Source organism: Sphingobium sp. CECT 9361, assembly GCF_918741285.1.
Classification (GTDB): domain Bacteria; phylum Pseudomonadota; class Alphaproteobacteria; order Sphingomonadales; family Sphingomonadaceae; genus Sphingobium.
Map to the genome: position 1 here is coordinate 1 of NZ_CAKKNC010000049.1, position 12,264 is coordinate 12,264.

Here is a 12,264-nt window from a genome sequence, read left to right on the forward strand (position 1 = left end):
GCCGGGCCGGTCGCAACGAACTGCTCGGCTCGGCCCGCTTCGGATCGCGTGACGATGTGCGCGGCCTGGAATCCGGCGACGGCGATCTGCTCATCGGTCGATCGGCCAAATCCGGCAAGCTGCTCCGCTACGGTGGGCCTGCCCACCTGCTGACGATGGCCCCGACCCGCAGCGGCAAGGGTGTCGGCACCATCATTCCCAATCTGCTGACCCTCGACCGCTCGGTGATCTGCATCGACCCCAAGGGCGAGAATGCCCGCGTCACTGCCAGGGCGCGCGCCACCAAGGGCAAGGTCTGGTGCCTCGACCCGTTCGAGGTGTCCGGGCAACCCCCTGCCCGCTACAATCCGCTCGATCGGCTCGACCCTGCCAGCCTCGATCTAGCCGAAGATGCAATGACGCTCGCCGACGCCCTGGTGCATGATCCAGCGGGGCAAGGTGGCGAGGCCCATTGGAACGAGGAAGCCAAGGCGCTGATCGCCGGGCTGATCCTCTATGCCGTCGTCCATGAGGACCGCGAGCATCGCACCCTGGCGACGGTGCGGGATTATCTGACGCTCGCCCCCAAGGGGTTCGCCGATCTGCTCACCCTCATGCAGGACAGCCGCGGCGCCGGTGGCCTGATCGCCCGCGCCGCCAACCGCCAGCTCGGCAAGTCCGATCGCGAGGCCGCAGGTGTGTTGTCGTCGGCCCAGCGCCATACCCATTTTCTCGACAGCCCCCGGATCGTCGCCAGCATGGCTGCGTCGGACTTCACCTTTGCCGGGTTGAAAGAGGGGGTTTCCACGGTGTTTCTGTGTCTACCCCCTGACCGGCTCGACGCTTATGCCCGCTGGCTACGGCTACTGGTCGCCCAAGCGCTCACCGACATGGCGCGCTCGCCGGTCAAACCGGCGCGGCCCGTCCTGTTCCTGCTCGATGAGTTTGCCGCCCTGGGCAGGCTGGAACCTGTCGAGCGCGCCATGGGCCTGATGGCGGGATACGGGTTGCAACTCTGGCCGATCTTGCAGGACATGCACCAGTTGCGCGCCCTCTATGGCGAGCGCGCGGGCACCTTCATGTCGAATGCCGGGGTGTTTCAGGCGTTCGGGGTGAACGACCTCGCCACTGCCGAATTGCTGTCGAAGACGCTGGGCCAGGAAACCCTCGAATATCAGACGGCGGGCTATTCCCAGGGCAGCAGGATCGGCGGGGCCAAGCTCACCCAATCGGCCAGCACCCATATCAGCGCCCGCAACCTCATGAACCCCGACGAAATCATGCGGATGCCGCCCACCGACCAATTGCTGATGCTCCAGGGGCAGGCCCCGTTGATCGTGGAGAAGATCCGATATTACGATCAGCGCGAGTTTGCAGGGCTGGCCGATCCCGGCTGAGCGTCAATCAAAGGCTCCTGGGTAATTATCGTTGAGCCACCTCGTCATTTCATCAACCGCGACCTCATGCGTCATGAGCCATTCTCGACCTTTTGGGGTGATCCGATAGGCATCGCGGCGAACGCGCTCGATAAAGTCCTTTTGATTTGGCCGCAGAGCATTTTGGATTGTATTGTAGATTTTAGGCTCATTTTCCCTGCCACTCAGGGACATTCTATCTCCAGCGAATAGATTTAGCTTCTTACAAACACCGACTTTGATTTCCCTAGCGCTCGCTTCTGAACGACTCGAAAGAAAAGATAGGATTGGAGTCAGAACATCTTCACTACCGTTTGACTCAAACATAATATAAATATCCTTTTCCATAGTATTAACTGGAAAACACCAGATAAAATATGGCAACATATCTCTTTTTTATTGTCAACACTCCATGTCTTTATAAGGTCGGCTGACCGCCCCAGCGGAACAACGAAGCCATTTGGCGCAACGTTCACCCCCACTTCCCCCTGGAAAGCCCGCGACCGTAGGTCGCCCTGTGACGGCGAAGCCGTCACGCATCAAAGACGTATTGGCCGGAAGGCCAATTCTATATGCTTTCTGCCTAGGTGTTATTATGTGTTAGATTCAGTGTTACGGCCTGAAAAAATGTGATTTATCGAATATTTTTCAAGTGTTTACGTAGGTGCTCGGTGGGTGATAACACGATAACTGGTGTGTGAAAGCACGAAGTTTGGTGGGTGATAACACAATCAAAAAACGATGCTTATGCACAGCCATTGGTGTGTGAAAGCACGATATTCGTTGCCTCGGTGGGTGAAAACACGATAGCTTTGGCTGGTGGGTGAAAACACGAATCAAGAGGACCGCTCCCCCCTGCTGCCGGATCGCTATCCGCAGCAGGATTTCTTTGTGTGCGACATATTCGACGCTGCGCCCAAGGCCGACATGGCCGCGATGGAGCATCCGATTTTCAGCGTGTCCACAAAGCCCGATTTCACCAAGCGGGCCTATGAACACGGCAACGCGATCCTGCGCGTGTCTCCTTCCCCCAACGGCCTCGCAACCGTCCATGATCGCGATGTGCTGATCTATTGCATTAGCCAGATTATGGCCGCTCTCAACAAAGGGCAGAAGGTTAGCCAGGTCGTCCGCTTCAAGGCCTACGATCTGCTCGTGGCAACCAATCGCGGCACTGACGGACGAGGTTACGAACAGCTCAAGGCCGCGTTCAAACGGCTGCAAGGCACACAGATAGAAACGAATATCATCACGGGCGGGCAAGCCCAATGGGACGTTTTCAGCCTGGTAGATCGAGCCTCGATCATCCGCGAAAGTTTCGACGGTCGCATGATCGATGTGGAAGTGAAGCTGTCCGATTGGGTGTTCAATGCCATTCGTGCAAAGGAAGTGCTGACTCTCAATCGTCGCTATTTCCGGCTGCGGAAGCCTCTGGAACGCCGCCTGTATGAAATCGCCCGCAAGCATTGCGGATGGCCTGGGAAGCCCGTCAAGTTTGGCCTCGATACGATCCAAAAGAAGTGCGGATCACAATCGACCGCCAAGGAATTCAAGCGGCTGCTCAAAGTCATCGTTGAGCAGGACGTGCTGCATGGCCACTTCCCGGATTACTCGATCCACCTCAACGAGGACGGGGATCAAGTCACCTTCACCCCGCGCTCGGCCAAGTCCGCTCTGCCTCAAACGACGCTGTTTCCGATGATCTCAAACGCTGCGCTAGAACGCGCCAGATCGGTTGCACCTGGCTATGACGTATATGCGCTCAAGGCGGATTACCTGGCATTCTGGGACGACAAAGGAAGGCAAGAGCTGAAAAACCCCGATGCGGCATTCCTGGGCTGGTGCAAGAAACGGCACGAGCGGAATCCGCTACGTTAACTCTTGCCTTACATGCAAACATGACCACATGTTTGCATGTTCACTTGCCTACAGGGCTTTCCCCCATCTTACGGAGCCAGTCGTTGAACGCCTCGCCCATTGCGTCCTGTAGGCTCATGCCGTTCTTGCGGGCGGTCATGTGCATGGCGAACGACATTTCGGGGCTGAAATAGCCCGTCATGGCTTTCTTGCCCTGACGGCTCGGCGCGGTCAGGCTGGTGGTTGTGCTGGTGCTGGTGGCCGCTGCCGAAATCGCCGCCTTGCTTGGTGGTTCGGGTGTTGGTGCAGGTTCGCGGTCGCGAAGCGCGAGCAGTGATCCTTTGCGGCTCATGCGGCGTTCCTCCGTTTCTTAGATGCTTGCATGTTTACATGCTGACATGCCCACCTGTAAAGTTCCCGCACTTCCTCGGCGGCTTTGCCATTAGGTTCGATTTCCATGGCGGTCTTGCCCTCAGCGGCTGCGTGACGAAACGCGGCTCGGTCAGCAATGATATGGGGACAAGCTTCAAGGCCGTAGCCTTGCACTACCTGGGCGGCTTCATCATACATGCGCGGGGCAGTTGGGCTGCCTGCGGTGAAGATAACAAAAGCGGGCTTGCCGCGCATCTTCACCAGGCTGGCCGTTGTTTGCACGGCAGCAAGATCGAAGGCGCTCGGTCGGCAGGGGATTAGAACCAAGTCGGCGGCTTCAACGGCGGCACTGGCGGCACTGTCGGCATGGGGCGGGGTATCGATCACGATAAAGTTCGCGCCCTGGGTCGTGGCTTGCTCGATCTTGGCGGCAAGGCGAGGGGGGGCGCTGTCGATCACCACTGGCGGGGCATCTTTTCGCCATGCCGCCCATTGGCTGGCCGTCGCCTGCGGGTCGAGGTCAATCACTAGGGCGGTATGGCCCGCATCCTCGGCAGCGGCTGCCAGGTGAAGGGCGAGGGTGGTTTTCCCCGCTCCGCCTTTCTGACTGATTATAGCAATTGTTGGCATGTGCGCTCCCTTACATGTTCACATGTTTGCATGTGGCCATAAGGCGCTAATTCATTAGAATGGTCAAGGGGACGCGAGTTTAAGGTCGATCGACCTCGATTCCTACCGATCGCAGCCGCGCCGCTGCGGCATCTAACACCGCATCATCAAACCTGTCAGGATGTCTCAGGGCGACGGCCTCGAAGGTAAAATCGGCCATCTGGCGCTCTATAAGCATGAAAAAGCCCTCCGACGGCTTCGCACCCATGATTAGATCCTTGATCGTCTCTACCTCACCCACTCGGGCAATCTTTGGACGTGTCCGCCCTAACCGCGTCGTCTTCTCACGTTCACTCGTAAGCGTGCCCTCCAATGCATGGATGCTTCGCCAAACGTCATGCTCGAATGTGCCAGGTGCTTCCGATGGAAGAATTTCATAAAGACGTAGATCAGCCGCGTGGGCAACGGCCAGCTCCCCTTTCTGGCGGGCATTGGCAGCAATTTTCCGGAGACTCTTCGGGTCAACACATCCTTCGATCGTCTTCATAGCGCGTGCGACGGCATTATCGGTCATGATACTCCCTTTCTGCTCAGGCGACGGGAAGAGATTGGACAAACCGGGCCAATCGGTCGGCTTCACGGTCGGTCAGATTGTCTGGCAGCTCGATCGTAACCTGAAGACCGGGGCGGAGATGGAAGCTGTGCTGGAGCATACCCGCCTCATTTGCGGGCACCTCGGCAACCTGATCTGGATTTTCGAGGGCATCGATGGCCGTCGCGATCCGCTCAATGTGCTGAGTACCAATGTTTGTACTCTTGTTCATCAGATTATGCAGAAATGTGCCACTGATACCAAGTTTGCCACCCAGAGCGGCATAGGCCATCCCGCTGCGTTCCTTGATCGCCACAAGGCGTTCTATCGTCTGCGGGGTCAGTGGCCCGTTTGGAGACTGCTGGTATTTGGTAGGGTCAAAAGTAGCCATCGAGCGTTCCTTCCACCCAGCCAATCCGGGCATGGGGACGATGTAGGACTTTTCTACACTGTTGTCAACTATCATTCACTGTAGGTTATTTATGATCTTTTAATGATAGGCCGCGCTCTGCCCTAGCGCCCGACGAGGCGCGATATGGTTGCCTGGCTGACATTGAACAGCGCGGCGACGGTGCGCTGCGTGTCACCGGCAGCGAGCCTATCCAGCGCCTCTGCCTGCTGATGTGAGGTCAGGGCCGTCCTACGCCCGAATTTGACGCCACGCGCCCTTGCCTGGACACGCCCTGCGGCGGTGCGCTCGGTGATCCGCTCCCGTTCCCAGCTCGCCGCGATCCCCAGCACCGCGATAATCACCTCGGCAAATTGCGAGGTCGTATCCACCATCGGCTCGGCCAGCGAACGGAAACCAGCCCCGGCTTCCTTCACCGCGTGGAGAATGTTCAACAGGTCGCGGGTATTGCGGGCAAGACGGTCGGTCGCCGTCACCATCAGAACGTCGCCATCGTCCAGCGCGCCGATCGCGCGCTTGAGCTGGGGCCGCTCAGCCGTCGCGCCGCTGATCTTCTCACGGTAGATTTTCACGCACCCGGCGGCTGTGAGCTGGGCGAGTTGCTGGGCCAAGTCCTGGCCGGTGGTTGAGACGCGCGCATAGCCGTAGATCATGCGCGGAATCGTGCATCAGATTTTTGCATCAGGGAAGAGGCTGGTTTCCCTCGGGTTTCGATCTGATGCAAAAGTTTTGACTGTTCGTTCTTTCCGGCCACGTCCGGGATGTTTTCAGTCGCAAGCTCCGCAGATGGCAGCTTCCTCACCGATCTGCCCATCACTACCAACAGGCGCGCCGCAGTTTATGCAGACTTCGCCTGATCCTCCAAAATCGTTGCCGCCATCACAATCTTCATCGGCCTCTCGCTGACGGTTCTCCGCGAACTGTGCCCATTCTTCCTTTGTGTAGCCCATGTGTCGCTCCTCTCGTGTCGAACCGTGATGATAAGCGGGTTGGGTAAATCGTCAGTGAATGATGGTCTATTCGCGAAGGGCGACTCTCCGGTCTGATACAAAAATCACAACTTTTGCATCAAACCAGAAAGCGCAGAAATCTGCGCCTCACCGTGATGCAAAAATCTGATGCACATTTGACGCTCATTTGATTATCGGCATCCGAAGCGAGACGGGCGCGGCGGTGACGGAGCTGCACTCGCTGCCTGATCGACTAATCTTGCGGCTCTGTCCCAGCGGTATTGCCGCGCAGCCGGTTTTCCCGTGTTGCCAGTTCTTCATACCGACATAGCGGCGCGGCTTCGGGAATCTGACGGTAGAACTGAACATGAAACCGAACGGTGCCGAGCGGCACTACATGATGGAGGATCGTAGGCTCCACCACACCTGGTCGGCTCTCAGGCGTCAGGACCAGGTCGATCCCCACTCGGCGGAGGTCGGTTACGCAGTAGCGCAATCGGCCCTCCGCCACCTGTATCAATCCCCATACCCCTGGCTTCGTACAATGGTCCTTACGGAGGCCCGCTGGAAGCGAGGTCTCCGTAAACACGTCAGTTTGTCGATAAGGCTCCAGTCCTTCAGGAAGTTCGGCAGGGCTCTCTGATGGCCTGCTTTCGCTTGTCACGCCTCCTCGGCGTAGAGGATGGTTTCACGGTCCTTCAGAACCTCGGCGAGGAACCAGTACGCTTCGCCCCATGCATTCAGCACAGTATCATCCACAGCGTCTCCAAGGACGTCTTTGATCGCCGGTAGCAGAGCGTCCGCGACGGCGGGATAATGCTCTGGTTTGATGTGGGTAGCGACGTGGCGGGCAGCGATACGCTCGATCGCCGGCTTCAATGCATCGAGCTTATCGGCATTCTGTGCAAAGGCGAGGATCGCGGCAGCAAGCCGTTTAGGCTGATCGCCGGATTCCTGGGCCGCCATGTCGAATAGTGCTTTGATCTCAGGATCGACAAAAAGCCGTTCGTACATGCGGGTCGTGATCTCTACGCCGTGCTTCTGGAGAGCGGGAGCCGTCGACTTAATGATAGTGATGGTCTCTGGCGATAAGGGCTCCGGCATACACGTCTCCTCTGCTAGCTCAGGTGATGCACTTGGCATCTTTTAGGACATATAGAACAACGTCCTCGGCCATGCCATGCCCGGATGGCCGCCACGCCCTCAGCTCTACCGGGCCCAGCTTCAAATGCCTGGATTTCTCTGGCTCGGGCTGATGCAAAAGTTTTGATTTGTGCATCAAAACGGCCAAGCCGGTCCGATAGCCTTATTTTCATATCGGGCGCGGAGTGGTGGCCCATTCGAAGATACCTGAGCAACCCCGCCTCGAATTAAGCGCCGTTCGTAAACATGTCGCTATAGGCCTTGGGTGACTGGCTTGGGCTTTCCGTCGCTAACATCGTCCCGCTTGCCTTGCTCCGTTGAATACATCAAGAACTGGCCTATCTGATCCGAACGCTCCATTCTAGAAATATATAGAATAGTAAGTCCGATCGGAAGTTTCCACACTGCGTCTGTCGCCGTATAGCCTGCGCCAAAATTATTTTGCCAAGTTGTATCTTGAGACTCTGAAGGATTCCCAAACTTCGCCTTTAAGGCCTGAAGGTTTTGGGATTGAACTGATATACCTTCGTGAACCATATAAATGCCGCTTAGTTTTCCGGCTATGGTCTTTACAGTAAAATACCGCTTTGAGGTCAGAGCAAGCTTGATGCTCAGTGGATATTTCACGGTGAGCGTCTCATCTCCAATCGGGGTGCGCTGGAATGGCTGCTGCAAGCGCTCGTAACAGGGCGCGCTAGTCGGAAACGCATACGGAGATTCATATTGATATTTGCGGGGATTTTTCAGCCATTTCTCAGCGAGTGGTCCCGGTTGGCACTCTGAAAACGGGAGAGGCTGACCAAAAGTAAGCCCTAGGATTGTTACATCCGCAGGCTGTGAGAGAGCCGGACTGGCGAACATCGCTGCGCTGGCCACTGTCAAAACTCTAAGATGCACAAAGCGATATAGCATTCGCGTAATTCCCCCTCATGCTAGCTTAGCTTACGTCTGCTGGGCTAGTGAATGAGAAATTTCCGTCAAAACACCCCTGCAGGATTGCAGGTCAGGCCGCTTGGAGCGTCGGAATCCGAGCGAGTATGTCTGCGTCCTTCACAGCCTGCACGCGCAAATCATAGTTACGCTGCATGTTCACCCACATCTCCGGCGTGGTGCCGGTGAGCTTGCCGACGCGGAGCGCCATAGTCGGGGTGACATCCTGCTTCTCAGCAAGGATGTCGTAGAGGGTCTGCCGCGAAACCTCGAGCAGCCTAGCGATCTCCGCCTTGGGCTTGTTCAACGCAGGCAGAATGTCCTCGCGGAACAGCTCTCCAGGGTGCATCGGGGCAAGGCCGGATACGAGCTTGTTCATCATCTATCTCCTGTCCGAATGGCGTCATGCCCGGACTGTCATCATGTTTCTGTATAAGCCCTATGTGTAAACTAATGACTTACATGTCAAGTGATAACTGACAGTTTTCAGAAACAGAAATTTCTAGTGATAGTCCTCAATGTCCACGTCGATCGCATCGCCATCGTCCCAAGCCCATGTGATCCGATAGTTGCCGCTAGCATCAACCGCATAGCGTTTGGGCTTGGTGTTCAGCCCGTGAAACCGATAGCCTGGAAGGTGCATGTCCTCGGGCTTTGTCGCGGCATCCAGCGCGAGCAGGATGCGCCGGACACGATTATGGTTTTGGACGGGAAGTTTTGAGCCATCTCCCTCGGTGGCGAAGGCTTCGAGTGCCTTGCTGGTGTATGTCTTGATCATAGACACATTGTAAGGCATTTCCTGACATATGTCAAGTAAAACCTTACATGCACTCGAAACAGATGCTCATGCCGATGCCCCCATCGCTGACGCCCGTCGATCCTCTACGGGAAGGACGCTACCGCTCCCGGTCGTGCCGCTGAGTCCTGACGCGCCCCGGAAACATCTCTTCGTGGATCGGCTCAATAACGGCATGAGCCACGCCATCCTCGCGGCGCTTGGTCTTCGCCATGTCGAACTGCCGCCCCTGGTCGAGCTGATCCGCAATCCAGTCCCGCGCCCGCACCGCTTCCTGTTCTGCCAGGATAGGATTGTCCCGGTGGAGGTTCTTGGCGATCACCTGGGCTACGGCATAATGGGTGTAGGCCGCATAAAGCGCCGGGTCGCACGCGACTTCCTCAGCCGTCGCAGTCCTGAACCGATCCCCTATCGTCGGGACACGATCGGCTCCGCCAGCCACTGCCGCACCGGCACTGCCGGCGACGAGCTGGGCCAGCACACCGCTCATGGCGTCCACCTTGGACTGCATCGCCTCGACCTGGCCCGCCAGATTCTCCACTGCCGCAAGCACGGCCCGCTGGGTTGCCAGCAACTGCATCACCGGATCGTCGCTGTCGTCGCTCATCGTTCGCGGTCCTTATCCCTGATGCGCTCCCGATCGCGCTCGGCCTGGTCGTGATCCGACCCGCCCTTGCTACCCATGCGCGATGCGATGCGTTCGGCGGCGCTGCCCGGCTCCGGGGTGGCCTTATCCCGCTCCACACGCTGCGCCGTCGCCTCCGCGATCCGCTCAGCCGCGCCGCGATCGTCTGCCTGGTCCTGGCTACCCCATGCCGCGCTGAGACGATCGCGCAGCCCCTGCGCCATATCTTTGGCCTTGTCGCCCAGGCCGCGCATGGTGTCCGCGATCCTGGCGCTGAGTTCGCGAAGCTGCTGCGTCAGCTCGCGCCGCTCCCGGTTGCGCGCCTGCACCCCGCGCTGTTCGTCGCCGCGATCGGTGGTCCTGCCCTTGCGCTCCATCGCCACCGCCGACCGCGGCACCTTGCCCAATGGCTCCCGGCCTAGATCCTCTTGCCCCTCCGCGTCACCACGTGTCCGCGCCGCCTCGCGCTGATCCTTGAGCGACCGATGGTCGATGCGCTCATCGCACCCGGCCCGCTCCAGCGCCTGGTTGGCATGGTCCGCCCAGGCCGAACGCCAGCCCTCAAGCCGCTCCGCCGCGTTCCAGTCCCGGTTCTTCTTCCCGAACCCCTCGCCGGTCAGATCGCGCATGGTCAGCATGACATGCGCGTGCGGCTGCTCCTGCCCGTCCGCCGAATGCCCCCGGTGCAGCGACACGTCCGCAATCATGCCCTGGGACACGAACTGCTCGCGCACATAGGTCTCGACCAGGGCGCGCCGCCCCTCCGCGTCCAGCTCACGCGGAAGGGAGATTTCCACTTCGCGGGCAAGCTGCGCGTCCTTGCGCCGCTCGGCCGCCTCGACGCCGTTCCACAGGCTGGCGCGATCGAGCATCCAGTCGGGCGTGCGATCGGGGGCCATGATCGAGCACAGCTCGATGTCAGATTTGCGCGTGTAGTCGTGGCATTTGCCCAGGCGCTCGTCGGTCAGCCGCTCGCCCGACCGATAGGCGGCGGCGGCGACCGCGCTGCGCCCGGTGGCCCGCGAGATGACTTTGACCGAACAATGGTAGATCGCCACGACGCCGCGCCCTTCTGCCTTACTGCACTTAAGGGGGAGCCGTCCGGCGGGGGCAACGCCCCCACTAGGACCACGCACATTGGGAACCAATGTATAAGCGTGCCCTTATCTTCATAAGGTAGCCTCATGGCGTTCCGCTTGCTATAGCGAATTGCCATAGGAGGACGGCATGGCACGGACACCCGTTGAAGAGCGCCTTGAGAAAATGCGCGAGGATGAGCGCAAGTTGCGCGAACGCCGAAAGGCGCTTGAGGCGCGCGTCTCGACCGAACGTCGCAAGGCCGAAACCCGCGAACGCATCATGCTTGGCGCGTTCATCCTCCACCACCTAGACGAGGATACGCCCACCGGTCGCCAGCTCGCGCCCCTGCTGCAACGCGAACTTCCGATGTTCCTGACCCGTGAGCGCGACCATGCGTTGATGGCCCCTCTGCTCAAGCGGCTCCGGGAGAAGGCTTCTCCCGGAGCCTGATAAATCTCAACACCGATTGAGCTACATGCGCGGTTAGAACTTAACCGATATTTCGATCGCGCTTTCAGGAACACCCAATCCCAAGGCCAGCCCCGCCTTGGCTTCGGCGATGGTCAGGGGGCCGAAGCCGTCCTTTTCCTCGTCTTCGGAGTGCGCGCCCTGCCCCCCCGCCTTAGGCTGGGGCATAGGCTGCCAATCAAGCGCTTCGGGATCGGTGATCCCGAAATCCTCCAAGGTTGCATAGCGGATCGGATTGCGAAGCCCTGGCCAAGCGTTCGCAACGTCGATCCGCGCATATTCCGAGAATACCACTAAATATCTTCCGGGGCGTCCCTCCGGCGAAGGAACGATGGATTTGATCCTTCCGACCATAAAAGCATGATGGTGGGGCTGATCGGCCGCCCCCCAATGGCCGTTGTTCTGGTTCTGCACACAGACGCAATATGCCAGTTTTTCGGCATTTTCTGGCTTCAAACGCCATGCCTGGGAGCCACCTTCTTCAAGAAGGCGGTCAAAACCTCGTGCAGTCAAAACGGAAAGGCAGGCTGTTGTCATAATTCGAATCCTCGCTGAATACCTGCCAGTCCTAAGCAGGATTTTAGCGCAGAATGCAAATTATATTATCTGAGTACCACGCATGTCGTAGCCTAGAACACCTACCCATTTGGCTTATGCTACGGTAATATCTGAAAAAATGGACGTTGGGCGTTATCGGATTAAACTGGTGGGCACATTGCAGGAGAAGGAATGATGGCAGGCCCACTGGTCGGGGGCGATCGGGGGATAGGATGGGTTCGCGCGATCGTCGGCGCATTTGTCGTGTGCCTGGTCGTGCAATATCTGGTCGGCAAGCTGCTGCCGGAAGTTCTCGCCAGCGTCATCGCCTGGGGCGCGTTCGCCCTGGTGATGGTCGCGGTCTGGCGGATCAACAGCCGGGCCGGTCGCAACGAACTGCTCGGCTCGGCCCGCTTCGGATCGCGTGACGATGTGCGCGGCCTGGAATCCGGCGACGGCGATCTGCTCATCGGTCGATCGGCCAAATCCGGCAAGCTGCTCC

At 58.6% G+C, this 12,264-nt stretch carries 18 protein-coding genes and 1 pseudogene; 4 read left to right on the forward strand and 15 right to left on the reverse strand.

What is annotated here, in order from left to right; all coding sequences use genetic code 11:
* Nucleotides 1-1,376 (forward strand): type IV secretory system conjugative DNA transfer family protein (locus LQ220_RS24290; protein WP_230190554.1); only part of this gene is annotated, 1,376 nt, incomplete at its 5' end.
* 3 nt (nt 1,377-1,379) lie between these two features.
* Here LQ220_RS24290 and LQ220_RS24295 read toward each other — a convergent pair.
* Nucleotides 1,380-1,781 carry a winged helix-turn-helix domain-containing protein gene (locus LQ220_RS24295; RefSeq protein ID WP_230190555.1) on the reverse strand — a complete coding sequence of 134 codons (402 nt, stop codon included), beginning with the start codon at nt 1,779-1,781 and terminating at the stop codon, nt 1,380-1,382.
* 432 nt (nt 1,782-2,213) lie between these two features.
* Here LQ220_RS24295 and LQ220_RS24300 point away from each other — a divergent pair, with 432 nt between their 5' ends.
* Complete coding sequence (locus LQ220_RS24300) at nt 2,214-3,272, forward strand: replication initiator protein A (protein ID WP_230190556.1); 1,059 nt, start codon at nt 2,214-2,216, stop codon at nt 3,270-3,272.
* Between the two features lie 40 nt (nt 3,273-3,312).
* Here LQ220_RS24300 and LQ220_RS24305 read toward each other — a convergent pair whose 3' ends face one another.
* From LQ220_RS24305 to mobQ, 13 genes are all read right to left on the reverse strand, one after another.
* On the reverse strand, nt 3,313-3,603 hold the full coding sequence (locus LQ220_RS24305; RefSeq protein WP_230190557.1) for a ribbon-helix-helix domain-containing protein: 291 nt from the start codon (nt 3,601-3,603) through the stop codon (nt 3,313-3,315).
* Nucleotides 3,600-4,253: a ParA family partition ATPase gene (gene parA, locus LQ220_RS24310; RefSeq protein WP_230190558.1), complete on the reverse strand. Its 654-nt coding sequence runs from the start codon at nt 4,251-4,253 to the stop codon at nt 3,600-3,602. Before parA ends, LQ220_RS24305 begins: the two co-directional genes overlap by 4 nt.
* Nucleotides 4,254-4,332: 79 nt before the next feature.
* Nucleotides 4,333-4,806 carry a hypothetical protein gene (locus tag LQ220_RS24315; protein ID WP_230190559.1) on the reverse strand — a complete coding sequence of 158 codons (474 nt, stop codon included), beginning with the start codon at nt 4,804-4,806 and terminating at the stop codon, nt 4,333-4,335.
* 16 nt (nt 4,807-4,822) lie between these two features.
* Nucleotides 4,823-5,215 carry a helix-turn-helix transcriptional regulator gene (locus LQ220_RS24320; protein WP_230190560.1) on the reverse strand — a complete coding sequence of 131 codons (393 nt, stop codon included), beginning with the start codon at nt 5,213-5,215 and terminating at the stop codon, nt 4,823-4,825.
* Nucleotides 5,216-5,337: 122 nt separating this feature from the next.
* Nucleotides 5,338-5,886 (reverse strand): recombinase family protein, encoded by a 549-nt coding sequence (locus LQ220_RS24325; RefSeq protein ID WP_230190561.1) that lies wholly within the window; start codon nt 5,884-5,886, stop codon nt 5,338-5,340.
* A 114-nt stretch (nt 5,887-6,000) separates the two neighbouring features.
* Nucleotides 6,001-6,183 (reverse strand): hypothetical protein, encoded by a 183-nt coding sequence (locus LQ220_RS24330; RefSeq protein ID WP_230190562.1) that lies wholly within the window; start codon nt 6,181-6,183, stop codon nt 6,001-6,003.
* Nucleotides 6,184-6,436: 253 nt separating this feature from the next.
* Nucleotides 6,437-6,847, reverse strand: a complete 411-nt coding sequence (locus tag LQ220_RS24335) for a DUF1971 domain-containing protein (protein WP_354958625.1) — start codon at nt 6,845-6,847, stop codon at nt 6,437-6,439.
* Nucleotides 6,844-7,287 (reverse strand): globin domain-containing protein, encoded by a 444-nt coding sequence (locus tag LQ220_RS24340; RefSeq protein ID WP_230190563.1) that lies wholly within the window; start codon nt 7,285-7,287, stop codon nt 6,844-6,846. The genes LQ220_RS24335 and LQ220_RS24340 overlap by 4 nt, the downstream gene beginning before the upstream one ends.
* A 291-nt stretch (nt 7,288-7,578) precedes the next feature.
* Nucleotides 7,579-8,202 carry a hypothetical protein gene (locus LQ220_RS24345; protein WP_230190564.1) on the reverse strand — a complete coding sequence of 208 codons (624 nt, stop codon included), beginning with the start codon at nt 8,200-8,202 and terminating at the stop codon, nt 7,579-7,581.
* 127 nt (nt 8,203-8,329) lie between these two features.
* Nucleotides 8,330-8,638: a HigA family addiction module antitoxin gene (locus LQ220_RS24350; protein WP_230190565.1), complete on the reverse strand. Its 309-nt coding sequence runs from the start codon at nt 8,636-8,638 to the stop codon at nt 8,330-8,332.
* A 120-nt stretch (nt 8,639-8,758) separates the two neighbouring features.
* A complete protein-coding gene (locus LQ220_RS24355; RefSeq protein WP_230190570.1) occupies nt 8,759-9,034 on the reverse strand; it encodes a type II toxin-antitoxin system RelE/ParE family toxin in 276 nt (91 codons plus the stop codon).
* Between the two features lie 118 nt (nt 9,035-9,152).
* Nucleotides 9,153-9,659 (reverse strand): hypothetical protein, encoded by a 507-nt coding sequence (locus LQ220_RS24360; protein WP_230190566.1) that lies wholly within the window; start codon nt 9,657-9,659, stop codon nt 9,153-9,155.
* The gene (gene mobQ / locus LQ220_RS24365) at nt 9,656-10,813 is read right to left on the reverse strand and encodes a MobQ family relaxase (RefSeq protein WP_230190567.1); all 1,158 of its coding nucleotides are present in this window, start codon (nt 10,811-10,813) and stop codon (nt 9,656-9,658) included. The genes LQ220_RS24360 and mobQ overlap by 4 nt, the downstream gene beginning before the upstream one ends.
* A gap of 91 nt (nt 10,814-10,904) precedes the next feature.
* On the opposite strand from mobQ, the gene LQ220_RS24370 reads away from it, so the two are divergent.
* Entirely contained in the window at nt 10,905-11,207 is a 303-nt protein-coding gene (locus LQ220_RS24370; RefSeq protein ID WP_230190568.1) for a hypothetical protein, read from the forward strand.
* A 33-nt stretch (nt 11,208-11,240) separates the two neighbouring features.
* Here the strand turns inward: LQ220_RS24370 and LQ220_RS24375 are convergent, their stop codons facing one another.
* Complete coding sequence (locus tag LQ220_RS24375) at nt 11,241-11,762, reverse strand: hypothetical protein (protein WP_230190569.1); 522 nt, start codon at nt 11,760-11,762, stop codon at nt 11,241-11,243.
* Between the two features lie 192 nt (nt 11,763-11,954).
* Between LQ220_RS24375 and LQ220_RS24380 the strand changes: the two are divergent.
* Nucleotides 11,955-12,264 (forward strand): annotated as a pseudogene (locus tag LQ220_RS24380) (type IV secretory system conjugative DNA transfer family protein); the annotation flags it as partial.

Bases quoted from the DNA above. Each gene is read 5' to 3' on its own strand.
- LQ220_RS24325 (WP_230190561.1), bottom strand. From the start codon at position 5,886: ATGATCTACGGCTATGCGCGCGTCTCAACCACCGGCCAGGACTTGGCC.
- LQ220_RS24295 (WP_230190555.1), bottom strand. From the start codon at position 1,781: ATGTTGCCATATTTTATCTGGTGTTTTCCAGTTAATACTATGGAAAAG.
- LQ220_RS24305 (WP_230190557.1), bottom strand. From the start codon at position 3,603: ATGAGCCGCAAAGGATCACTGCTCGCGCTTCGCGACCGCGAACCTGCA.
- LQ220_RS24355 (WP_230190570.1), bottom strand. From the start codon at position 9,034: ATGATCAAGACATACACCAGCAAGGCACTCGAAGCCTTCGCCACCGAG.
- LQ220_RS24360 (WP_230190566.1), bottom strand. From the start codon at position 9,659: ATGAGCGACGACAGCGACGATCCGGTGATGCAGTTGCTGGCAACCCAG.
- LQ220_RS24350 (WP_230190565.1), bottom strand. From the start codon at position 8,638: ATGATGAACAAGCTCGTATCCGGCCTTGCCCCGATGCACCCTGGAGAG.
- LQ220_RS24315 (WP_230190559.1), bottom strand. From the start codon at position 4,806: ATGACCGATAATGCCGTCGCACGCGCTATGAAGACGATCGAAGGATGT.
- LQ220_RS24370 (WP_230190568.1), top strand. From the start codon at position 10,905: ATGGCACGGACACCCGTTGAAGAGCGCCTTGAGAAAATGCGCGAGGAT.
- LQ220_RS24340 (WP_230190563.1), bottom strand. From the start codon at position 7,287: ATGCCGGAGCCCTTATCGCCAGAGACCATCACTATCATTAAGTCGACG.
- parA (WP_230190558.1), bottom strand. From the start codon at position 4,253: ATGCCAACAATTGCTATAATCAGTCAGAAAGGCGGAGCGGGGAAAACC.
- LQ220_RS24375 (WP_230190569.1), bottom strand. From the start codon at position 11,762: ATGACAACAGCCTGCCTTTCCGTTTTGACTGCACGAGGTTTTGACCGC.
- LQ220_RS24320 (WP_230190560.1), bottom strand. From the start codon at position 5,215: ATGGCTACTTTTGACCCTACCAAATACCAGCAGTCTCCAAACGGGCCA.
- LQ220_RS24330 (WP_230190562.1), bottom strand. From the start codon at position 6,183: ATGGGCTACACAAAGGAAGAATGGGCACAGTTCGCGGAGAACCGTCAG.